The organism is Billgrantia sp. Q4P2 (genome assembly GCF_052806135.1).
This window is the reverse complement of record NZ_JBRBAI010000002.1, coordinates 262,473-284,715: the sequence shown is the minus strand read 5'-3', so window position 1 is coordinate 284,715 and position 22,243 is coordinate 262,473. Positions and strand designations below refer to the sequence as shown.

20 protein-coding genes are annotated in these 22,243 nt (G+C 65.3%); 8 read left to right on the top strand and 12 right to left on the bottom strand.

What is annotated here, in order from left to right:
• The first annotated feature begins 29 nt into the window (after nucleotides 1-29).
• From folX to ACUY1T_RS04135, 3 genes are all read left to right on the top strand, one after another.
• Nucleotides 30-440, top strand: coding sequence for a dihydroneopterin triphosphate 2'-epimerase (gene folX, locus ACUY1T_RS04145; RefSeq protein ID WP_446020461.1), 411 nt, complete (start codon nucleotides 30-32; stop codon nucleotides 438-440).
• A 94-nt stretch (nucleotides 441-534) separates the two neighbouring features.
• Nucleotides 535-852: a hypothetical protein gene (locus ACUY1T_RS04140; RefSeq protein WP_446020460.1), complete on the top strand. Its 318-nt coding sequence runs from the start codon at nucleotides 535-537 to the stop codon at nucleotides 850-852.
• Between the two features lie 67 nt (nucleotides 853-919).
• Complete coding sequence (locus ACUY1T_RS04135; protein ID WP_446020459.1) at nucleotides 920-2,377, top strand: NAD-dependent succinate-semialdehyde dehydrogenase; 1,458 nt, start codon at nucleotides 920-922, stop codon at nucleotides 2,375-2,377.
• 225 nt (nucleotides 2,378-2,602) lie between these two features.
• Here the strand turns inward: ACUY1T_RS04135 and purH are convergent, their stop codons facing one another.
• From purH to ppa, 8 genes are all read right to left on the bottom strand, one after another.
• Entirely contained in the window at nucleotides 2,603-4,183 is a 1,581-nt protein-coding gene (gene purH, locus ACUY1T_RS04130) for a bifunctional phosphoribosylaminoimidazolecarboxamide formyltransferase/IMP cyclohydrolase (protein WP_446020458.1), read from the bottom strand.
• A 74-nt stretch (nucleotides 4,184-4,257) separates the two neighbouring features.
• Nucleotides 4,258-4,596, bottom strand: coding sequence for a DNA-binding transcriptional regulator Fis (fis, locus tag ACUY1T_RS04125; RefSeq protein WP_446020457.1), 339 nt, complete (start codon nucleotides 4,594-4,596; stop codon nucleotides 4,258-4,260).
• Entirely contained in the window at nucleotides 4,593-5,636 is a 1,044-nt protein-coding gene (gene dusB / locus ACUY1T_RS04120) for a tRNA dihydrouridine synthase DusB (RefSeq protein WP_446020456.1), read from the bottom strand. The genes fis and dusB overlap by 4 nt, the downstream gene beginning before the upstream one ends.
• A 76-nt stretch (nucleotides 5,637-5,712) precedes the next feature.
• Entirely contained in the window at nucleotides 5,713-6,627 is a 915-nt protein-coding gene (gene prmA / locus ACUY1T_RS04115) for a 50S ribosomal protein L11 methyltransferase (RefSeq protein ID WP_446020455.1), read from the bottom strand.
• Between the two features lie 77 nt (nucleotides 6,628-6,704).
• Nucleotides 6,705-8,045, bottom strand: coding sequence for an acetyl-CoA carboxylase biotin carboxylase subunit (gene accC / locus ACUY1T_RS04110; protein WP_446020454.1), 1,341 nt, complete (start codon nucleotides 8,043-8,045; stop codon nucleotides 6,705-6,707).
• A 27-nt stretch (nucleotides 8,046-8,072) separates the two neighbouring features.
• Entirely contained in the window at nucleotides 8,073-8,537 is a 465-nt protein-coding gene (gene accB, locus ACUY1T_RS04105; protein ID WP_446020453.1) for an acetyl-CoA carboxylase biotin carboxyl carrier protein, read from the bottom strand.
• A gap of 210 nt (nucleotides 8,538-8,747) precedes the next feature.
• Nucleotides 8,748-10,586 (bottom strand): protein-disulfide reductase DsbD, encoded by a 1,839-nt coding sequence (dsbD, locus tag ACUY1T_RS04100; RefSeq protein WP_446020749.1) that lies wholly within the window; start codon nucleotides 10,584-10,586, stop codon nucleotides 8,748-8,750.
• A 233-nt stretch (nucleotides 10,587-10,819) separates the two neighbouring features.
• Complete coding sequence (gene ppa / locus ACUY1T_RS04095; protein WP_446020452.1) at nucleotides 10,820-11,350, bottom strand: inorganic diphosphatase; 531 nt, start codon at nucleotides 11,348-11,350, stop codon at nucleotides 10,820-10,822.
• A 310-nt stretch (nucleotides 11,351-11,660) separates the two neighbouring features.
• Here ppa and ACUY1T_RS04090 point away from each other — a divergent pair, with 310 nt between their 5' ends.
• On the top strand, nucleotides 11,661-13,316 hold the full coding sequence (locus ACUY1T_RS04090) for a protein kinase domain-containing protein (RefSeq protein WP_446020748.1): 1,656 nt from the start codon (nucleotides 11,661-11,663) through the stop codon (nucleotides 13,314-13,316).
• Between the two features lie 75 nt (nucleotides 13,317-13,391).
• Here ACUY1T_RS04090 and ACUY1T_RS04085 read toward each other — a convergent pair whose 3' ends face one another.
• On the bottom strand, nucleotides 13,392-14,651 hold the full coding sequence (locus ACUY1T_RS04085; RefSeq protein WP_446020451.1) for a 6-phosphofructokinase: 1,260 nt from the start codon (nucleotides 14,649-14,651) through the stop codon (nucleotides 13,392-13,394).
• A 182-nt stretch (nucleotides 14,652-14,833) separates the two neighbouring features.
• Between ACUY1T_RS04085 and mpl the strand changes: the two genes are divergently transcribed.
• The 3 genes from mpl to ACUY1T_RS04070 all read left to right on the top strand — a co-directional run bounded on the left by mpl (nucleotide 14,834) and on the right by ACUY1T_RS04070 (nucleotide 17,522).
• A complete protein-coding gene (gene mpl / locus ACUY1T_RS04080; protein WP_446020450.1) occupies nucleotides 14,834-16,213 on the top strand; it encodes a UDP-N-acetylmuramate:L-alanyl-gamma-D-glutamyl-meso-diaminopimelate ligase in 1,380 nt (459 codons plus the stop codon).
• Nucleotides 16,206-16,823, top strand: a complete 618-nt coding sequence (locus tag ACUY1T_RS04075; protein ID WP_446020449.1) for a flavin prenyltransferase UbiX — start codon at nucleotides 16,206-16,208, stop codon at nucleotides 16,821-16,823. The genes mpl and ACUY1T_RS04075 overlap by 8 nt, the downstream gene beginning before the upstream one ends.
• A 75-nt stretch (nucleotides 16,824-16,898) precedes the next feature.
• The gene (locus ACUY1T_RS04070; RefSeq protein ID WP_446020448.1) at nucleotides 16,899-17,522 is read left to right on the top strand and encodes a LysE family translocator; all 624 of its coding nucleotides are present in this window, start codon (nucleotides 16,899-16,901) and stop codon (nucleotides 17,520-17,522) included.
• A 22-nt stretch (nucleotides 17,523-17,544) separates the two neighbouring features.
• Here the strand turns inward: ACUY1T_RS04070 and ACUY1T_RS04065 are convergent, their stop codons facing one another.
• The 3 genes from ACUY1T_RS04065 to ACUY1T_RS04055 are packed head-to-tail and all read right to left on the bottom strand — an operon-like array spanning nucleotide 17,545 to nucleotide 20,783.
• On the bottom strand, nucleotides 17,545-18,945 hold the full coding sequence (locus tag ACUY1T_RS04065; protein WP_446020447.1) for a bifunctional DedA family/phosphatase PAP2 family protein: 1,401 nt from the start codon (nucleotides 18,943-18,945) through the stop codon (nucleotides 17,545-17,547).
• Nucleotides 18,946-18,988: 43 nt separating this feature from the next.
• The gene (locus ACUY1T_RS04060; protein WP_446020446.1) at nucleotides 18,989-19,921 is read right to left on the bottom strand and encodes a diguanylate cyclase domain-containing protein; all 933 of its coding nucleotides are present in this window, start codon (nucleotides 19,919-19,921) and stop codon (nucleotides 18,989-18,991) included.
• Nucleotides 19,914-20,783, bottom strand: a complete 870-nt coding sequence (locus ACUY1T_RS04055; RefSeq protein WP_446020445.1) for a hypothetical protein — start codon at nucleotides 20,781-20,783, stop codon at nucleotides 19,914-19,916. Before ACUY1T_RS04055 ends, ACUY1T_RS04060 begins: the two co-directional genes overlap by 8 nt.
• 90 nt (nucleotides 20,784-20,873) lie before the next feature.
• Between ACUY1T_RS04055 and ACUY1T_RS04050 the strand changes: the two genes are divergently transcribed.
• Nucleotides 20,874-22,175, top strand: coding sequence for a glutamate-5-semialdehyde dehydrogenase (locus ACUY1T_RS04050; RefSeq protein WP_446020444.1), 1,302 nt, complete (start codon nucleotides 20,874-20,876; stop codon nucleotides 22,173-22,175).
• The last annotated feature ends 68 nt before the right edge of the window (nucleotides 22,176-22,243 follow it).

Genomic DNA, 22,243 nt, shown 5'->3' with positions numbered 1-22,243 from the left:
CAACGACGTTCCTCCCTGGAGCCAACGCCATGACGCTGCATGCCCTGGACGATCAGCATCTCGATCACGACCTGGCCACGATTCGCATCAAGAACCTGCGCCTGCGTACCTTCATCGGTATCAAGGATGATGAGATCAACAACCGCCAGGATGTGGTGATCAACGCCGTGATCCGCTATCGAGCCGACAAGGCGGTGGCGTTCAACCATATCGAGCAGGCGCTCAACTATCGTACGATCAGCAAGGAAGTGATCGAGCTGGTGGAAGAGAGCCGCTTCCTGCTCCTGGAGCGCATGACACGGGAGGTTCTCGATCTGATCATGAGCCACGAACAGGTGCTCACGGCGCAGGTCGAGATCGACAAGCCGCACGCGTTGCGTTTTGCCGATTCGGTTTCCATTACCCTTTCGGCAAGCCGGGAACCGCGTCGAAACCGCTGAAAAGCTTCGCCTCTTTCTGCTCGGGGTTGGTAGCAATCGGCCTTTGCGCTTAGCATGGGTGCCTACTGCTGAGCCGACAGAGAGAGACGATTCGTTGGAACGCGACAGCTCCTCCCCGGATTCGCCGCGGCGTCGCTATGCCCCCTGGGCCATGACAGCCATCGTCACGGCGCTCATCGCCCTGCTGTTCCAGGGCAGCCTGATGCCTCTGAATCTTGCTGCCGCCATCTTCGCCGTGATGGGCTTGCGTCAGGTCCAGCGCCAGCCCGAACGCTACATCGGCCGTGCCTTCTGCTGGATTGCCATCGCGTTGGTCCTGATACTTGCCATACTTAACGCTATGCTTCAGCCGCCAACACAGGAAGGCATTCCCGAGAACGTAACCGAGCAGCGCAACGTCGAGGCCCAGTGACTGGGCAGGACTCGGCACGACTTCACTTTCACTCGGTACAGACCACGCTGAGGCCAGGAGAGACAACATGGAAGCCCTCAAGGAAACACAGCTCTATTGTCCTTTCGCCTATATAGACGGCAGCTGGGTAGCGGCCGATAGTGGCGAACAGATCGAAGTCATCAATCCGGCGACAGGAGAGACCTTCGGCACGGTGCCAAGGCTAGGCCGGGGCGAGACCGAGCGCGCCATCGCCGCTGCCGATGCGGCGCTCGTCGGCTGGCGAGCGCTCACCGCCCAGGAGCGTGCCGACATCCTGATGAAGTGGCACGACCTGATGTTCGAGCATCAGGACGACCTGGCGATGATCATGACCCACGAGCAGGGCAAGCCGCTCAAGGAAGCGGCTGGCGAGATCGCCTATGCGGCGAGCTTCCTGCGCTGGTTTGCCGAGGAGGCACGGCGGGTCTATGGCGAAACCATTCCCGCAGCCAAGCCCAACCAGCGCATCGTGATCACCAAGCAGCCGGTCGGCGTAGTCGGGGCGATCACGCCATGGAACTTCCCTGCGGCGATGATTACGCGCAAGGCCGGCGCGGCGCTGGCGGCGGGGTGCACTATCGTCATCAAGCCGGCCAGCCAGACGCCGTTCTCGGCCACCGCCATGGCGCTGCTGGCCGAGCGTGCCGGCGTACCCCGTGGCGTGTTCAACGTGGTGCCGGGGCGTGCCAGCGAGATCGCCGCGGCAATGACCGAGTCGCCCCTGGTGCGCAAGATCACCTTTACCGGTTCCACCGAAGTGGGCCGCGAGCTGATGTCGCGGGCCTCCCAGCATATCCAGAAGATCTCGCTGGAGCTGGGCGGCAACGCGCCGTTCATCGTCTTCGAGGATGCCGACCTGGACGCAGCGGTAGAGGGCGCCATGGCCGCCAAGTTCCGCAATGCCGGCCAGACCTGCATCTGCACCAATCGCTTCCTGGTGCAGTCGAGCGTAATCAACGCCTTCTGCGAGAAGCTGGCGGTGGCGATGAATAGCGAGTTGAAAGTAGGCGACGGTACCGAGCCGGACATCAATATCGGGCCGCTGATCGACGAGAACGCGGTAACCAAGGTCAGCGAGCACGTGCACGATGCCGTCGACAAGGGGGCCGAGCTGCTGCTCGGTGGCCACCCCCATCCGCTGGGCGGGAACTTCTTTACCCCGACGCTGATCAGCTTCGCCACTGGCGACATGAAGGTGGCCCAGGAGGAGACCTTCGGCCCGCTGGCGGCGGTGTTTCCCTTCGAGGACGAGGAAGACGCCGTGCAGATGGCCAACGACACCGAGTACGGCCTGGCCTCCTACTTCTACTCGCGTGACCTGGGGCGCGTGTGGCGCGTCGCCGATGCGCTGGAGTACGGCATGGTAGGTATCAACACTGGGCTCATCTCCAACACCGCGGCGCCGTTCGGTGGCGTCAAGGCCTCGGGCCTTGGCCGCGAGGGCGGCCACCAGGGGATCGATGAGTTTCTCGAAACCAAGTACCTCTGCATCGATCTTGGTTAATAAACGGGCTGCGCTCGGTCATACGGCGTTGAAAACTGGCTTAGAATGCTCACTTACAACAGTAAGCTCCGCTTCTTCGCCAGTTTTCGCCTTGTCTGACCGTCGCTCGCACCGTTTCTCGAGGTAGAGAAGCATAACGCGAAAACCCCACACGGGCGTCTAGCCCAGGTGGGGTTTTGCGTGTGACTTGCTCCTTGCTCCTTGCTCCTTGCGGCTCGGCGAGCGTCAGTGCCTGAAGTGGCGCATGCCGGTGAACACCATGGCGATTCCCGCCTCGTTGGCGGCGTCGATCACTTCCTGGTCGCGCATGGAGCCGCCGGGCTGGATCACCGCGGTGATGCCGGCCGCTGCCGCGGCGTCGATGCCGTCGCGGAAGGGGAAGAAGGCGTCTGAGGCCATCACCGAGCCGGGCACGGAGAGGTTTTCATCGGCGGCCTTGATGCCGGCGATCTTGGCCGAGTAGACGCGGCTCATCTGGCCAGCGCCGACGCCGATGGTCTGGCCGTCCTTGGCATAGACGATGGCGTTGGACTTGACGTACTTGGCCACCTTCCAGGCGAAGGCCAGGTCGCGCATTTCCTGCTCGGAGGGAACGCGCTCGGTGACCACGGTCAGCTCATCGCGGCCGACCATGCCCAGGTCGCGGTCCTGTACCAGCAGCCCCCCGGTGACGCGCTTGAAGTCGTGGGCGTGCTCGCGCTGGCCGGGCCAGTTATCGCTGACGTCGAGCAGGCGCACGTTCTGCTTCTCGGCCACGATGGCGGCAGCCGCCTCATCGACTCCGGGGGCGATGATCACCTCGACGAACTGGCGGTCGATGATGGCGCGGGCGGTATCGGCATCCAGCGGCTGGTTGAAGGCAATGATGCCGCCGAAGGCGCTGGTGGGATCGGTGGCGAACGCCTTGTCGTAGGCCTCGCTAAGAGTAGCTCCGACCGCCACGCCGCAGGGGTTGGCATGCTTGACGATCACGCAGGCGGTGTCGGTGAAGCTCTTGACGCACTCGAAGGCAGCGTCGGTGTCGGCCACGTTGTTGAACGACAGTTCCTTGCCCTGCAGCTGGCGGGCGGTGGCCACACTGGCTTCGCTGGCGTCGGCCTCGACGTAGAACGCTGCGCTCTGGTGCGGGTTCTCGCCGTAGCGCATGGCCTGCTTCTTGACGAACTGTACGTTGTAGGTGCGCGGGAACCCATCCTCGCCGCCCGGTACCCGTTGGCCCAGGTAGTCGGCAATGGCGGCATCGTAGCCGGCGGTATGTTCGAAGGCCTTCACCGCCAGGTCGAAACGCGTGGCGTCGCTTACCGCGCCGTCGTTGGAGGCGATTTCAGCCAGTACCCGGGCGTAGTCGCCGGCATCCACCACGATGGTGGTATGGGCGTGGTTCTTGGCGCAGGCACGCACCATGGTTGGGCCGCCGATGTCGATGTTCTCGATCGCATCCTCGAGGGAGCAGTCCGGCTTGGCCACGGTCTGGGCGAAGGGGTAGAGATTGACCACCACCATGTCGATGGGCGCGATGCCATGCTCGGCCATGACGCCATCGTCCTGGCCGCGACGCCCCAGGATGCCGCCGTGGATCTTCGGGTGCAGGGTCTTGACGCGACCGTCCATGATCTCGGGGAAGCCGGTGTGCTCGGACACCTCGGTCACGGCAATGCCGTTCTCCTGCAGCAGGCGGAAAGTGCCGCCGGTGGAGAGCAGTTCGACACCGTGTCCGGACAGTCCGCGGGCGAAGTCGACGATGCCGGTCTTGTCGGAGACGCTGATCAGCGCGCGGCGTACCGGGGTGGGGGAGGCTTGGGCCATGATGAGGAGCAACTCTATGTCGGGAAGTGGAGGTAAGCCGGCCGGGTGGCGGGGGAGCGCCAAGCCGGCCGGGTTCAGATCAGGTCGTGCTGCTTGAGCTTCTTGCGTAGCGTGCCGCGGTTGAGGCCAAGCATCTCGGCGGCGCGAGTCTGGTTGCCCTGGGTATACTCGAGCACGCTTGCCAGCAGCGGCGATTCGACCTCTGCCATCACCATGGCGTAGAGGTCGGTCACGGTGCCGCCATCGAGATGATCGAAATAGCGTCGCATGGCGGCATCTACGGCCTCACGCAGCGGCTGCTCCGCCAACGTGTCCGATGGCAGGGAGGGGCTGTCGAGCTCCGGCAGGCCGGCACAGGAGCTGGCTTCCAGCTCTGGCAGATCGGCGTTGCGATTGAAGGCTTCACGATTCATGCGGCACTGATTCCATTCGATGCCCAGGAAAGGTCGGCTTTACCCTCCGGGCGGAAAAGGTCGTCGATGAAGTCATACTGTTCGTCGGGCTGCTCCAGGGCGTTGAAGGCTGCCCGCAGATCGCGCTGTCGGCCGGCGCTGAAGCGACGGTCGCTGGCAAGGTACCAGCCGAGGTGCTTGCGCGCGATTCGCACCCCCATGTAGTCGCCATAGAATTCATGCAGGGCGTGCAAGTGCCCCCGCAATACGCTGGCCCTTTCGTCTGGCTCGGGTGAAGGGCAGCTGCGCCCATGGCGCAGGTAGTGGTCGATCTCGCGAAAGATCCAGGGGTTGCCCTGGGCGCCGCGACCGACCATCACCGCATCCGCACCAGTATAGTCCAGAACCTGGGCCGCCTTGCGTGGAGAGTCGATATCGCCATTGGCGAATACCGGGATGCGCACGGCCTGCTTGATGGCGGCAATGGTGTCGTACTCGGCTTCGCCCTGATAGCGTTGCTGGCGATGACGGCCATGCACCGCCAGCGCCTGGATGCCGGCGGCTTCCGCCAGCCGCGCTACGCGCACACCGTTGTTGCTATCGGCGCACCAGCCGGTACGGATCTTCAGCGTTACCGGGACCTCGACCGCCGCCACCACCGCCTCGAGGATTTCGGCCACCAGGGTTTCGTCGCGCAGCAGGGCCGATCCGGCGGCCTTGTTGCAGACCTTCTTGGCCGGGCAGCCCATGTTGATGTCGATGATCTCGGCCCCCTGGTCGGCGTTGAGGCGTGCCGCCTCGGCCAGCATGGCAGCGTCACCGCCGGCGATCTGCACGGCTCGGGGGCCGGGTTCGCCACGGTGGTCCATGCGCTGGCGCGACTTGCGCGTATGCCAAAGTGCCGGGTCCGAAGTGACCATCTCGCCTACCACCAGCCCCGCTCCCAGGCGGCGGCAGAGCTGGCGAAACGGACGGTCGGTCACGCCGGCCATGGGGGCCAGGATGACTCGATTGGGCAGGCGGTGCCGGCCGATCTGTGGCAGCGGGCGACTATCGGTCATGAGACGGATCAGTGAACTCGGGGTTGCATATCATACGCCCCCGAAGGGGCAGGGTGAAGGTGGCAAAGCGCGAGTCTCAGGCCGGCCGGCGCCCGCTGAGCCGGACCCAGCCTTCGCGAATCCGTGGTTCGTCCATGATCAATCCCTGGTCACGGTAGGCATCGATCACCTCGTCGGCCTGCCGCTCGAGAATGCCCGACAGGGCTAGCCGGCCGCCGGGGGCCACATGGCCGGCAATCATCGGTGCCAGTTCCACCAGGGGGCCTGCCAGGATGTTGGCCACCACCAGCGGGAAGCGTCGTCCGGCATCCAATTGTTCGGGATAGCGCAGCGTCAGTTCGTGCTCCGCGATGTCGTTGCGCTCGGCGTTGTCGCGGCTGGCCTGAAGCGCCTGGGGGTCGATGTCGGTGCCGGTGGCGAGCGCTGCCCCCAGCTTGAGCGCGGCGATGGCAAGGATGCCGGAGCCGCAGCCCACGTCGAGCATCTCGACGCCGTCGAGATCGCCCGTCAAGGCCAGCGTGTCGAGCCACTCGAGGCACAGCGCTGTGGTGGGGTGGGTGCCGGTGCCGAAGGCCAGGCCTGGGTCCAGGTGCAGGTTGACGGCATTGGGGTCGGGAGGTTGATGCCAACTGGGCACGATCCATAGCCGCTGACCCATGCGCAGCGGCTGGAAATCCTCCATCCACTCACGTTCCCAGTCGCGATCGGCCAGCAGCTCGTGTTCGATGACCGGGCAGGGTTCGTCGGGCAGGGTCTCGGCCCAGGCCGCAGCCAGGCGCTCGAGCATGGCATCGAGCCCTTCGAGGTCGTCGTAGAGCCCCGTCAGCACCGTCTCGTTCCACAGCGGCGTGGTGCCGCGCTCGGGCTCGAAGACCGGATCGTCATGAGCGTCCTGCAAGGTAATGGCAGTGGCACCTTCGGCCAGCAGCAGCTCCTCGAGCAGTTCGGCCTGCTCCGGGGCGATGCGGGCCTTGAGTTGTAGCCAGGGCATGGCAATCTCCTGTGCATGACGCATGCGGGGTGGCCGTGGCCACCCCGCCGGGAGCGATTCTCGGATCTGCGAATTTGCTAGGAACCGAGCTTCTTCTCTAGGTAATGGATGTTGACACCGCCCTGCTGGAAATTGGCGTCGCGGACCAGGTCCTTGTGCAGATCGGTGTTGGTCTTGATGCCTTCCACCAGCAGTTCATCGAGCCCGTTGCGCATCCGCGTGAGGGCGATTTCCCGGCTGTCGCCCCAGGTGATCAGCTTGCCGATCAGCGAGTCGTAGTGGGGCGGTACGGTATAGCCGGTATAGATATGCGAATCCATGCGCACCCCGAGCCCACCCGGGGGATGGTAGAGGGTGACCTTGCCGGGAGAGGGCATGAAGGTGCGCGGGTCCTCGGCGTTGATGCGACACTCGAAGGCATGGCCGTTGAGCTTGACGTCTTCCTGGCGGATCGACAGGGGCAGACCCGAGGCGATGCGCAGCTGCTCGCGGACGATGTCGATACCGGTCACCATCTCGGTGACGGGATGCTCCACCTGCACGCGGGTGTTCATCTCGATGAAGAAGAACTGGCCGTCTTCGTAGAGAAACTCGAAGGTACCGGCACCGCGATAGTCGATCTCGATGCACGCCTCGCGACACGCCTCGAGCACCTTGGCCCGGGCCTCGGGATCGATGCCGGGGGCGGGGGCCTCCTCCAGTACCTTCTGGTGACGCCGCTGCAGCGAGCAGTCACGGTCGTACAGATGGATGGCATTGCCCTGGCCATCGGCCAGCACCTGGACCTCGACGTGGCGAGGCCGTTCGAGGAACTTCTCCATGTAGACCGTGCCGTCACCGAAGGCCGAGTGCGCCTCGGTGCGGGTCACGTTGATCGCCGACAGCAGGTGACCTTCGGTGTGTACCACGCGCATGCCGCGCCCGCCGCCGCCGGCGGCAGCCTTGATGATCACCGGGTAGCCGATACGCCGGGCAGTGGTGATGTTGTCGCCCTCGTCATCGCCCAGCGGGCCGTCCGAGCCGGGAACCGTGGGTACGCCGGCCTTCTTCATGGCTTCGATGGCGCTGACCTTGTCGCCCATCAGGCGAATGGTCTCGGCGCGCGGGCCGATGAACACGAACCCGGAGCGCTCCACCTGCTCGGCAAAATTGGCATTCTCGGAAAGAAAGCCGTAGCCGGGGTGAATGGCGCTGGAGTCGGTGACCTCGGCGGCACTGATCAGCGCCGGAATGTTGAGATAGGACTGGGCCGAAGGGGCCGGTCCGATGCACACGGCCTCGTCGGCCAAGCGTACGTGCATCAGTTCACGGTCGGCCTTGGAGTGCACCGCGACCGTCTTGATGCCCAGCTCCTTGCAGGCACGCAGGATTCGCAGGGCGATCTCGCCACGGTTGGCGATGAGAACCTTGTCCAGCATAGGGAGTCCGCCAGTGTCGGTGAAAGATCAGGAAATGATGAGCATCGGCTGGTCGAATTCGACCGGTTCGCCGTCCTCGACCAGGATCGCCTCGATCACGCCGTCACGATCGGCTTCGATCTGGTTCATCATCTTCATGGCTTCGACGATACACACGGTCTCGCCCTTCTTGACGCTCTGCCCCACTTCCACGAACGCCTTCGAGCCGGGAGCCGGGCTACGGTAGAAGGTGCCGACCATCGGCGAAGTCAGGGCGTGGCCCTGGTAGGTGGTCGCCGGGGCTTCCTCGGCAGGCCCGGCGGCGGGTGCCGGTGCGGTCTGGCTGGGCGCTGCCTGTGGGGCGGCAAACTGCGGCGCGGGGGGCTGGGGCCAGCTGACACCATTGGGGTGGCGGCTGATACGCACCGATTCTTCGCCTTCCTGAATCTCGATTTCGCTGATGTTGGATTCTTCCAGCAGCTCGATCAGTTTCTTGACCTTACGGATATCCATATTGAGTCTCGACCGGTGGTGGATGGCAGTGGGCCAGGGCGCTGTCAACCCAGGCCAACTTTCGATAGATCGCGGCAAGATGGCGAATATTGACGCCTCTATCGGCCTTGATAAGCGTTGTTGGCGGAGTGTGCCTAAAATCGCTGGGGATGTCCAGCCGGTCGGGGAACGCTGTTCGATTGCCCATCTGTTGCGGCGGCGGGTAGCGAATCAGCTGCGTTGCTGCTCCAACCAGTCGAGCAGGTCCTGCAGGTGGCTGGCAAGTTCGCCAGCCCTGACTTCGCCTTGGATACGGGCTTCGCGGATCTCTTCTTCCCCGCTGAAGAATAGCAGGCTCGGCGGGCCGAACAGACCGAAGTGGTCGAGCAGCGCGCGGCTGGTGGCGTCGCTGCGCGTCACGTCGACATTGATACGGGTGAAATGCGACAGCGGCTCGGCGACCTGGGGAGTGGGATATACCTGGCGCTCCATCTGCTTGCACGAGATACACCAGTCCGCGGTGAAGTGCACGAAGGCAGGCTGGCCTTGATCTGCACGTTCTCGCAGCGTGCCTCGCAGCGCCTCGAGATCCTCCACCGTGGTGATTTCGACGCTCTCGACGCTACCCGGGCCGGAGGTAAACGATGCCAGGGGGCGCAGCGGGTCGTTGCCGCCCATGGCGGCGCCGAACACCAGGGCAATGCCCCAGGCCAGCAGCAGCAGGCCGATGGCCTGGCGTACCCGAGCCCAGCCCTGGGCCAGGTTGAGCGACAGGGCGCCCAATGCCAGTGCGCTACCGATCGCCAGCGCGGCCCACAGCAGCAGGCTGACAGCGGGTGGGAGCAGGCGCTCCACCAGCCATACCGCCACGCCGAGCAGCAGGATGCCGAAGGCGATCTTGACGCCGTTCATCCATGCACCGCTGCGTGGCAGGGCGGTGGCGCCGAAGGTGCCGACCAGCAGCAGCGGCACCCCCATGCCCAGGCCCAGGGCCAGCAGGGCGGCGCCACCCATCAGCGCATCGCCGGTAGAGGAGATGAAGACCAGGGCACCGGCCAGCGGTGCCGATACACAGGGCGAAACCACCAGTACCGACAGTGCGCCGGCGCCGGCAAGGCCCAGTGGCCCGCTGCGTTGGGCACGGGCCTGCCAGGCATCGATGCGCCCTGCCAGGCGCGGCGTCAGGCGCAGGTCGAAGGTGCCGAACATGGCCAGCGCGAAGAGCACGAAAAGCAGCGCAAAAGCGATCAGTACGGGCGCGGATTGCAAGTGAGCCTGCAAATTGAGGCCGGCGCCGAACAGGCCCATCAACACACCGACCAGGGCGTAGGTGAGCGCCATGCCGCTGACATAACTGGCGGAGAGGGCGAAGGCGCGCGGTCGAGTTGGATTCTGACCGACGATGATCGATGAGAGGATCGGCACCATCGGCAGTACGCAAGGGGTAAAGGTCAGCCCCAGCCCGGCGAGGAAGAACAGGCCCAGGGCCAGTGGCAGGCTGGCTTCACCGATCAGGCTGCTGAAGCGGCCGTCCTGGCTCTGCAGGGCGGGTGGCGGCGTGGCAGGGGAGGTAGTGGCGTCACCCGGACCATCCGCGCCGCCGCCCTCTTGCCAGCCAGCGAAGGCCGCCGGCATGGCGCTGGCGGGAGCCTGCAGCTCGACCCGCTCCGGGGGATAGCAGAGCCCGGCATCGGCGCAGCCCTGGAAGCGCACGGTGATGTCCAGCGGCCCTTCGGCAGTGCCCTGTAGCGGCGCCTCGAAGACTACTCGGTCGTAGAAGACGTAGACGTCGCCGAGAAATTCGTCGCTCTTGAATTCGCCCGCGGGAAGGGTGGGCTCGCCGATCTGGAGCGCGCCGTCACGACTCTCGACACCGAACTGGTGACGATAGAGGTAATAGCCTTCAGCGTTCTCGAAGCCGATGTAGAGCGTTTCGCCATCATGCCAGGCGCTCGGCTGGAAGGCCTCCATGACCGGCAGGAAGTCGCTCTGACCGCTGGAAGAGGAGGAGAACCATTGGGCCTGGGCGGCCAGCGGCAACCACAGCAGCAGGCAGCAGATCAGGCGCATGGCGAGATGACGGCTAGTCAACGCAGGAAACCCTCTGGTAAACGGAAGCGGTCGATAGTCGGCGCTCATGAGCGGTCGCGGTACTCGCTTGGAGTGATCCGTTAGCGAAACGCCGAGTTCCAGAATAACTCAGTCGACGGCAACGTTAGAACCTTACGAGTGCGCCCTGGTGTCGCAGGAAAACGAACGGGCCGCCCCGAGGGACGGCCCGTCTCGACACGGCTCGGCCTGGCTCACGCCTTTTCGTAGGCGGCCACGGATTTCTCGATGGCCTTGCGCGCGGCGTCGGCGCCCTCCCAGGATTCCACCTTCACCCACTTGCCCTTCTCGAGATCCTTGTAATTCTCGAAGAAGTGAGCGATCTGCTGGCGCAGCAGCTCGGGCAGGTCGGTGACTTCCTGAACGTCGTCATAGAGCGTGGTCAGCTTGGCGTGGGGCACGCATACCAGCTTGGCATCCTCGCCGGCTTCGTCGGTCATGTTGAGGATGCCGACCGGGCGAGCGCGGATGATGCTGCCGGCCTGAACCGGGTAGGGCGTGACCACCAGGGCATCGAGCGGGTCGCCGTCGTCGGCCAGGGTGTGAGGGATGAAGCCGTAGTTGGCCGGATAGAACATCGGGGTGGCCATGAAGCGGTCAACCAGAAGGGCGCCCATCTCCTTGTCGATCTCGTACTTGATCGGAGCGTGGTTGGCGGGGATCTCGATGGCGACGTAGACGTCGTTGGGAAGATCCTTGCCGGCAGGGATGTGGTCGAAGTTCATCGTCGCTTCCTTCGTTGGCGAAAAGTGGAGACACCGCAAAATGGGCAGAATTATACGGACCAGGCCCGATGATTACCAATGCGACATAGGTGAGAGTAGGGCGGCGGTTGGCCGACTTGGGCTTTGGTTGACAGGTTGAGTCGGCCACAACCGTGTATGATGGCCGACGTCGGGCGGTTCGGCCAGCCATGCGGAGCAAGCGGTGATCAGTGGCGATATCTTGAAGGAGCGCATCTTGCCAGCCAATCGGCTCGCGTTGAGCGTCGGGCAGGCCTTCGTGGCGCCGGACCGGCGGCACCATCGCAGCTCCATGTCGGTACGCATCCCCAGCCAGGCCGCCCAGTCTGCCGCCAAGGGCGCCTGCGCGGTGATCAGCGATACCAGCTCGCGCAATGCCATCGCCAAGCAGGCCGGCGACCTCAGCGTAAGGGGCTTCCTGGCCGACTACTTTTCCACGCCGGATCATTGGGACGTCAAGACCTCGGCCACGCGCGTACTGCGAGCGCTCAACGGTTGGTGTTACAGCCAGAGCACCTTCATCGAGGGTGGCAGCTATGTCGCCTCCCTCTCCGCCATGGTCTATCGCGGGCGCGAGGCACACCTGTTCCACATGGGGGATACCCTGGTCTTCCGCCTGCGCGGTGCCGAGTTCGAGCAGCTCACCCGCGACCATATTACCGATCTGGGCGGCTATCGCTATCCGTCGCGTGCCTTGGGGCTGGATGGCAGCATCGACATCGATTACATGCAGCTCCCCCTGAAGCAGGGCGACATCTTCCTGTTCACCACCCAGGCGGTGCGCGGCACCTTGATGCCATCCGACTACGTGGGCCTGATTCGCTTGGATGCCAGCGATCTCGATGCGGCCTGCGAGCGGCTGGCAGCGGCAGCGCGGGAACGAGCCCAGGAGCGCGGCTATGGTGCCGACCAGTTCTGCTTCCAGCTGGTGCGCATCGACCAGTTGCCCGAAGTGGAGCAGGATCACCCCAGCCGCATCTACGGTGACCTGCCGATTCCGCCTGAACTCTCCCCGGGAGAGCGCATCGACGGTCTGGAAGTGCAGGAGGTGCTGTCGCGCACCGCCCAGTCACGGGTCTACCGGGTTCGCGATAGCCGCACCGAGCGCGAAATGGTGATGAAGGCGCCGAGCCCCGAACTCTCCAACCGCAATGCCTACCTGGAACACTTCCTGTTGCAGCAGTGGGTGGTGGAGCGGGTCAAGTCGCCATTCGTGGCCCGGGTCATGGAGTCCTCACGCCCGCGGCGCTACCTCTATTACTTGATGGCCTATGTGGAAGGCACGACGCTGACCGAGTGGGCGCTGCGCCATCCCCAGGCCAGCCTGGCCCAGCGCCTGGATATCGCGGTGCAACTGGGCAAGGCGGTCCAGGCCCTGCATCATCGCGAGGTGCTGCACCAGCGCATCCACCCCGACAATATCCTGATCGACACCCATGGCCAGGTGGTCTTGACCGACTTCAGTGCCTGTCACATGCGTGACCTGGACGGCCATCGGCGCTCACGCGAACTGGCCCGCCAGACCGGCTTGTCCGAACACAGCGCGCCGGAATATGCGCTGGACGACAGCGTTGGCCGGCGCAGCGACCAGTATTCGCTGGCCTCGACGATCTACTGGCTGCTGACCGCAGAGTTGCCTTATGAGCTGAGTCCGGATCGGCTGCGCAGCCATACCGACCTCGAGCAGCTGAGCTACCGGAGTGCCAGGCTACACAATCCCGAGATCACGCCTCAGCTCGACGATACCCTGCGCCGGGCTCTGGATCCCCAGCGTTCCTTGCGCTTCCGGCGTATGTCCGAACTCCTCTATGCGCTTCGACATCAGGATGGCCGAGGCAGGCCGGTGCGTCACGATCCGCGCCGCTTCCTGCGTGAGCCGGCCAATTTCTGGCAAGGTGTGGCCGGGATTCTGTTATTGCTGCTGGTACTTTCGTGGCTGCTGCGGTGAGTGGTTGCGATGTGGGTATCCAAAACGACGAAGCCCTCGCCGGAGCGAGGGCTTCGTCAAGCGGTTGGCTACGGCTCAGAGCTTGAATTCGGGCAGTTTACGTTCGACCTTGGTCAGCTTGAGCTTCGCCACCTTGGGCAGTCCGTTCTCGAACGGGGGGTAGTCTTCGCCCTGGATCAGCGGCGACAGATAACGGCGACAGGCGTCAGTGATGCCGAAGCCGTCCTCCCGGATATACTCGCGCGGCATGAACTTCTCGCGATTGGCCACCTCGGCCAGGGGGGCGGACTCGATGCGCCACTCGTAGGGCTCGTCGCTGATCCGCTTGATGGCCGGCATCATGGCATTCTTGCCAGCGACGGCCAGTTCCACCGCCTGCTGGCCCACGGCATAGGCCTGTTCCACGTCGGTGCGTGAAGCCAGGTGGCGCGCCGCTCGCTGCAGGTAGTCGGCCACCGCCCAGTGGTACTTGTAACCGAGGTCCTGCTTGACCATGCCGGCCAGCGTCGGCGCCACGCCACCCAGCTGGCGATGGCCGAAGGCGTCGGTATTGCCCGAATCGGCAAGGAAGGTGCCGTCTTCGTAGCGGGCTCCCTCGGAGACCACGATCACGCAGTAGCCATACTTCTCCACGCACTCCTCGACGCGAGCCATGATCTTGCCGCGCTCGAAGGGCACCTCTGGGAAGATCACCAGATGAGGGGGCTGGCCTTCGCCTTCACCTGCCAAGGCTCCGGCGGCAGCGATCCAGCCGGCGTGGCGGCCCATTACCTCGAGCACGAACACCTTGGTCGAAGTGGCACACATGGAGGCGATATCGAGGGAGGCTTCCAGCGTGGAGGTGGCGATGTACTTGGCCACGCTGCCGAAGCCCGGCGAGTTGTCGGTGATCGGCAGGTCGTTGTCCACGGTCTTGGGAACGTGGATCGCGGTCAGCGGATAGCCCATTTTCTCGGAGAGCTGCGAGACCTTCAGGCAGGTGTCGGCGCTGTCGCCACCGCCGTTGTAGAAGAAGTAGCGGATGTCATGGGCCTTGAAGACCTCGATCAGCCGCTCGTACTGGGCGCGATGGCTCTCGATGTCCTTGAGCTTGTAGCGGCAGGAGCCAAAGGCGCCGCCGGGCGTATGACGCAGGGCGGCGATTGCCTCGTCCGACTCCTGGGTCACGTCGATCAGGTCCTCGGTCAGAGCGCCGATGATACCGTTGTGTCCGGCATAGACCTTGCCAATGCGATCGGAGTGTTGGCGGCAGGCTTCGATCACGCCGCAGGCGCTGGCGTTGATCACGGCGGTAACACCGCCAGACTGGGCATAGAAGGCGTTATGCTGGGCCATGGGGCTTATGGGCTCCTGGGAAATGTCCATTTCATGCTTCACGACAAGGCGAGACATTTTAGACGAAAGGCGCCGAACCTGCACGTCGCTGGAGAGGCGCCTCCGGGCCGTGCTAGTCTGCCGGTTCCTTTCCGGCGGGCACTGCCCGTCAGCTCTACCTGGCGATAAAAGGTCGGAACTCCATGCACCTTCATATTCTCGGTATTTGCGGCACCTTCATGGGTAGCCTGGCCCTGCTGGCGCGCGATCTGGGGCATACCGTCACTGGCTCGGATTCAGGCGTCTATCCGCCGATGAGTACCCAGCTCGAAGAGGCCGGCATCGGCCTGTATGAAGGCTATGCTGCGACCAACCTGACGCCGCGCCCCGATCTGGTGGTAGTCGGCAATGCGCTGTCGCGAGGCAACCCCGAGGTGGAAGCGCTGCTCGACCAGGGCATGCCCTACATTTCCGGCCCGCAGTGGCTGGCCGAGCACGTGTTGCCGGGCCGGCAAGTGATTGCCGCGGCTGGCACCCATGGCAAGACCACCACGGCGAGCCTGGCTGCCTGGCTGCTGGAGTCGGCCGGGCTCGAGCCGGGCTTCCTGATCGGCGGCGTGCCGCGCAACTTCGGCGTGTCGGCGCGACTCGGCGCTGCCGGCGCGCCCTTCGTGGTCGAGGCCGACGAGTACGACACCGCCTTCTTCGATAAGCGCTCGAAGTTCGTTCACTACCGTCCCGACATCGCGATTCTCGGCAATCTCGAGTTCGATCATGCCGATATCTTTGCCGACCTGGCCGCCATCGAACGGCAGTTCCATCATCTCGTGCGTACCGTGCCGGGGCGCGGCCGGCTGCTGGTGGCCGACGGCGAGCCGGCGCTGGACCGGGTGCTGGAGATGGGCTGCTGGACGCCGGTGGAGCGCTTCGGCAGCAATGCCGCGAGCCCGTGGCGGCTGGTGCTGGAGCGTGACGACGCCTCACGCTTTCGAGTCATCCACCAGCAAGGCGAAGTGAACGAGGACGCCGTGGTCGACTGGCCGCTGACCGGCACCCACAATGCGCGCAACGCCCTGGCGGCATTGGCTGCGGCGCATGCCTGCGGTGTCGATCTGGCGCGGGGCTGTGCGGCACTCTCTCGCTTCGAGACGCCGCGTCGTCGCCAGGAGGTGCGCGGCGAGGTGGCCGGCATCCAGGTCATCGACGATTTCGCGCATCATCCCACGGCCTTCGCCGCCACCCTCGAGGGGCTGCGTGCCGCCACGCCGCGTGGCCGCCTGCTGGCGGTGATCGAGCCGCGCTCCAATACCATGCGTCTGGGGGCGCTGCGTGAGCGGTTGGCGGCAAGCGTGGCTGCCGCCGATCGGGTCTTCTGGTACCAGCCGTCGGGCCTCGACTGGTCGCTGCAGCCGGTGGTGGAGGCCAGCCCCGTGCCGGCACGGCTCGAAGAAGACATCGACACGCTGGTGGCGGCGCTGGTGGCCGAGGCGCGCCCGCACGACCGTATCGTGGTGATGTCCAATGGCGGCTTCGGCGGCATCCACGAGAAGCTGCTGGCGGCACTCGAGGTGGCCCATGGCTGAGCCGGCTTTCTCTCCCCCGGTCACGGTGGCGATCACCGGGGCCTCCGGTGCCCAGTACGGTCTGCGCCTGATCGATGCGCTGGCCGCGGCAGGTCATGAAGTGTGGGTGTTGGTTTCCAAGGCCGCCCATCTGGTCATCGAGACCGAAACCGATGCCAGCTTGCCGGCGCGGCCCGAGCGATTGGCCCAGGCGCTCATCGAGCGCAGCGGGGCCGCTCCCGGCCAGATCCGTTGTTTCGGGCGCGAGGACTGGATGGCGCCGGTGGCGTCGGGCTCGGGCGCGCCGTCCGCCATGGTGATCTGTCCCTGTTCCACCGGCACGCTGTCGGCGGTGGCGACGGGTGCCAGCAACAACTTGATCGAGCGTGCCGCCGACGTGGCGCTCAAGGAGCGGCGCAAGCTGATCCTGGTGCCGCGCGAGACGCCGCTGTCGACGATACATCTCGAGCATATGCTGAGCCTTGCCCGCATGGGGGCGGTGATCCTGCCGGCGGCGCCGGGCTTCTACCACCGGCCTGCGACGGTAGACGACCTCGTCGACTTCATCGTGGCGCGCATACTCAACCAGCTCGACATCGAGCACCGGCTGATGCCTCGTTGGGGGGAGTAAGGGGCATTCATTAGCCAGCGTCATCTGCACGTCATTCCTGCCTGACAGCCTGAGTACCAAGAACGAGGCGCCTCCATGATCAAGCTATCGCTGCTGTCGGTCTTCGTGCCGACCTTTCTGTTCGTCTCGCTGACGCCGGGCATGTGCATGACCCTGTCGATGGTGCTGGGCATGACCCAGGGGGTGAAACGTACCCTGTGGATGATGGTGGGCGAACTCGTCGGTGTCGGTCTGGTGGCTACCGCCGCTGGGGCCGGCGTGGCCACCCTGATGCTGCGCCAGCCTGAGCTCTTCGCTCTGTTCAAGTGGGTCGGCGGCGCCTATCTCGGCTATCTGGGGGTCATGATGTGGCGCTCCCGAGGACGCATGGCCATTCCGCTCGAGAGCATCGAGCTGGCGCCGGCCTCGCGCGGCCAACTGGTGCTGCAGGGCTTCGTCACGGCGGTGGCCAACCCCAAGGGCTGGGCCTTCTTCGTCGCCCTGCTGCCACCTTTCCTCGATGCCTCGCGTCCACTGACGGGGCAGTTGAGCGTGCTGGTCGCGGTGATCCTCACCATCGAGTTCCTGAGCCTGTTGCTGTATGCCGCCGGCGGGCGTGGCCTGCGCCGGGTGCTTGGCGAGAGCGGCAACGTGAGGCTGCTCAACCGCATTGCCGGTACGCTGATGGTAGGCGTTGGGCTATGGCTGGCGCTTGGTTGAATCGCACCATGGCGCGATGCAGTTACACGGGGGGGAGCAAGGCCACCCGTGTGGCGAGCAGAATCAGCGAAGCGACGGCCAGGGCTAGCCAAGGGCAGGGGGTGAGCGAAGCGCGCGGCTTGCGCTGCCAGGCCAGGCGCACCAGCGCGCAGACCACCAGCCCCAGCAGCCCACCGCCAAGCAGGTCGGTAAACCAGTGTACGCCAATGACCAGGCGCGACAGCGCCATGGGCAGGGTCAGGGCGATGGCCAGCCAGTAGACCCAGAAGCGTCGGTGATAGGGCAGTTCCTGGGCGACGAAGGCGGCAGCCAGGCCATACAGCACCACGGCGGAGGAGGCGTGGGCGCTGGGATAGGCCAGTGAACCGGTGAGGTAGTCCGGTGTGTCCGGGCGCGGCCGGCCGATCAGCGCCTTACCCAAGGTGTTGAGCAGGGCGATACCACCGAGCCCGGCGGCTATGTGGGCAAGGGCGCTCATGTGGCGCCTGGCCAGCAGCCATAGCCCCCAGGGCAGTACCAGCGCCAGGATGCCATACATGTCCCCGATGCGTGCCAGGAGCTGGCTCACCTCGGGCAGGGACGGCACGACCAGGCCGTCGAACAGGGCCTGGATCTGTAAATCAATGGGAAAGGGGCCGCGCTGGCGAATGACGGCGATGGTCAGCCCCGAAAGCCCGCCCAGGGAGAAGATCAGCAACAGCCAACTTGCCAAGGGCACTTCACCGCGGCGCCAGCTTTGCTTCAGCCACGCCCGGCGCAGCAGCGGATAGCGTCTTGCGGCTCGCGCCAGCAGGCGGTACACGCGACCTGACCGGCTTACCTGCTGGCGCAGCCACGAAAAGGCCACTACCAGTACGAGTACGGCAACGCCCACCGCGATCAACAGCTGCTCGAACCCGGCGGGAAACGTCAGCAACTGCTGCCAGGTCTGTCCCAGCAGGTATCCCGGCAAGACATAGGCCGGGGCCCAGAGCGCTGCCGATGCCAGATTGGCCCAGAGAAAGGCCCGCGGTGACATGTGCAACATGCCGGCGATAAGCGGGATCACGGGGCGCACCGGGCCGACGAAACGCCCGAAGAATACCGATAGGCTGCCGTAGCGCTGGAAGAAGCGTGCGCCGCGCGCCAGCCACTCCGGATGACGCGACAATGGCCACAGCCGAGTGACTCGCTCGCGCTGGGTATAGCCCAGGGCAAAGCTGATGCCGTCACCCAGGATGGCACCGATGAACGCCGCCAGCAGCAGGGAGGTCACGGCCATGTCCTGATGGCCTGCCAATGAGGCTGCCGCCGTGATCAGGACCACCCCGGGCAGCAGCAGGCCCACCAGGGCCAGCGACTCGACCAAGGCGATGGCGCCCACGATGAGGAGCAGCATCTCGGGGGGCGGGGCAAGTTGCAGCAGGGTTTCGGTCAAGCTCAAGCATCGACTCCTTGGTTACCAGCTCCTGTGCTCAGCGGTCCTTTCAGCTGCCGCTGAGGTGTCGTGCCATGGTGAGCAGGCGCTGCTCGAAGCGTGGCCAGCTCTCTCCCGGAAGACGCTGGCAGTGGGCGATGGCCGCCCGCAGCGGGCCGGTGTCCACCAGGACCGTGGTTTCCAACGCCTGCTCGATGCGCTGCTGTACCATCTGGGCGCCGCTCTGGCTGGTGTCCGGCAGTACCAGCCAGAAGGTGGAGGTGCCCTGCCGGCCGAGGAAATCGTGGCGTCGTGAGCAGCGGTTGACGGCCAGGCAGAACGCATCGAGCAGGGACTGACGCGCCCGGTTGCCAAACTGCTCGCTGGCCATTTCCAGTTGGGGCAGGTGAAGCGTCAGCACGGCAAAGGGCTGACCGAGGAACTGGGTGCGCTGATACTCGCTGGCCAGCAACTCGTGCAGGGCTTCGCGCGCCAGGGCGTTACAGTGGGGGTCGCGCGGGTTGGTGGCATCCAGCAGCGCCTGCTGGCGGCGCTGTTCCCATGGCACCAGGGCAGCCACCAGTGCCATGGCGACATAGCTCAGTGCCAGGTGCACGTCCAACTGGGAATCGCTGAGCAGGAGCCAGACGGGGGCCAGCAGCAGATTGAGCAGCATGGCGGAGGCGAGCGGCAGCAGCAGTACCGTGAGCAGGGGGGCGAACCCGAGCCACATGATCCCCGACTCGTCGAGCCATGGCAGCTCCAGGGCCAGCATCAAGTAGCCGACGATCAGCGCCAGGTAGGCCGACAGCCGCGCCTGGCTGGCGCGGGCAATACACATCAGGCAGGCCACCAGCATGACCAGGGCGAGAGAAGCCGGCAGCAGGATGCGATTGTAGTCGCCCATCAGATAGCGCCAGATCGAATAGCCCCCCAGCAGGAGGGTGGAGATGGCATAGGCAACGACGATACGAGCCGTGTGGTTGCGGTTGTCGTCAGCCATGTGCGCTCCCCGGCTCGACCAGCAGGTCCTCGCGCTGACGCTCGAAACGCTGGACCGCCTCCTCGAGCGTGCCGAGATCGCTCAGCGAGGCGAAGCGGACCTTGGCGTTGGGGCGCAGCCCCTTGAGTAGCGTGCGGCGCCGTTCGCCGGCCTGCTTGCCGTCCCGGCTGAGCAACAGCGTAGCCAAGGTGCGGTGGTCGAGGCGATAGCAGTTCTCGAACTCGTGGGTCAGGCGACACAGATCCTGGGCCAGTGGCCAGAGCTGGCGACGTGATGTGCGCAGCAGCATCAGTTCGGCGTGAACGCCTTCGCGCCGGCAGCGTGCGCGCTCACGGCGCAGGTCGGTGGCAAGCTGCTGGCCGCTCCAAAGCGGGAGCCCCGGCACCAGGCGCATGCGCTGACGCGCGGCAGAGTGTGTCGGCAGCAAATGGCGGTTGCGCGCCAGGCCGAGCAGCATCAATGGCAGCAATACCAGGCCGGAGAACAGCGTCTGCTCGATCCCCAGCAAATCCGCCAGCATCCACCAGGTCAGCGTCGCCAGTGCGCAGGTGAGGGCCAGTACCCAGCCGGGCTGGGGCAGCATCAGCAGGGCGGGCCAGACCCACAGCCACAGCGCGTGGCGTTCCGGATCGGCGGCAAGCAGGCCGGCCAGCAGCAAGCTGGGCAGCAATTGCCAGGGCACGGTAGCGGGGCGCCGATGGCTCATTTCGAGCAGGCTGGCCGTTACCATCAGCCAGACGCTGGTCAGAACCAGCAACAGGGCGCTGGACAACCGTTCCGACAGGTACGCCAGCAGGATCAGTAGCAGCGCTGCGGCCCACAGGTTCAGGCGCATCAGCCCGACTTTGTACTTGCTCTGCATGGTGCCTTACTATGGAGTTCGACTTGGTGTCGCGCCAGTATAACGCCCGTAGCGCCATGTGGCGCTCTGCCCAGGAGAACTTCATTCAGCATGTCCGCTCACGCCTCCCAAACCGAACGCACCGATGCCGCGGTGGGTGATGTCGTCGCCTATATGAACCGCCTTGGCCAGGCGGCACGTGTCGCCGCCACTCATATGCGCCGTGCCGTCACGGGCGACAAGAACCGCGCCCTGTTGGCAATGGCCGAGCAGCTCCAGCATCGCCGCAGCGATGTGCTGGCCGCCAACGCCGCCGATCTGGCGCGCGGTCGTGACAACGGCCTGGAGCCCGCACTGCTGGATCGTCTGGCGCTGGACGATGGCCGGCTCGACGCCATGGTGGAGGGGTTGCAGCAGGTTGCGGCACTACCCGATCCCGTCGGCGAGATCGACGGGCTGCGGTTTCGCCCCAGCGGCATCCAGGTGGGCCAGATGCGGGTGCCGCTCGGTGTGATCGGCATCATCTATGAATCGCGGCCCAACGTGACCCTGGAGGCCGCCAGCCTGTGCCTGAAGTCGGGCAATGCGAGCATCCTGCGTGGTGGCTCCGAGGCGCGCGACTCCAACGCTGCGATTGCCGCCTGCATCCGCGAGGGGCTGCGGGTGGCCGGGCTGCCGGAAGATGCCGTACAGGTGGTGGCCACCACCGATCGCGCGGCGGTAGGGCAACTGATTGCCATGCCGGAGTACGTCGACGTGATCATCCCCCGCGGTGGCAAGTCCTTGATCGAGCGTATATCGCGCGAAGCGCGGGTACCGGTGATCAAGCATCTGGACGGAGTATGCCACGTCTATATCGATGCCACGGCGGACCCCGAGAAGGCGCTGGCGATAGCGGTCAATGCCAAGACGCAGCGCTATGGTACCTGCAACACCATGGAGACGCTGCTCATCGATGCGCCCGTTGCCGCGGAGCTGTTGCCGCTGCTGGCCGAAGCCTATGCCGAGCACGGCGTCGAGCTGCGTGGCTGCGAGCGTGCCCAGGCCATTCTCGCTGGCATTGCCGCCGCGAGCGAGGACGATTGGCATGCCGAATACCTGGCGCCGATACTGGCGGTTCGCGTGGTCGATGGCATCGACGCCGCCATCGAGCACATCGAGCGCTACGGTTCGCACCATACCGATGCCATCGTCACCGACGACTACGGGCTGGCACGTCGCTTCATGGCCGAGGTCGATTCCAGCTCGGTGATCGTCAATGCCTCGACCCGCTTCGCCGATGGCTTCGAGTATGGTCTGGGCGCCGAAATCGGCATCTCTACCGACAAGCTGCACGCTCGGGGGCCGGTGGGGCTCGAGGGGCTGACTACCCGCAAGTACGTGGTGCTGGGCGACGGCCAGGTTCGCCGGTGACCTCGCATCAGACCAGCGCGCTGCCGGCCCGGCGCGCCGTAGCCCCGTTGGAGCCGCCACGGGTGGCC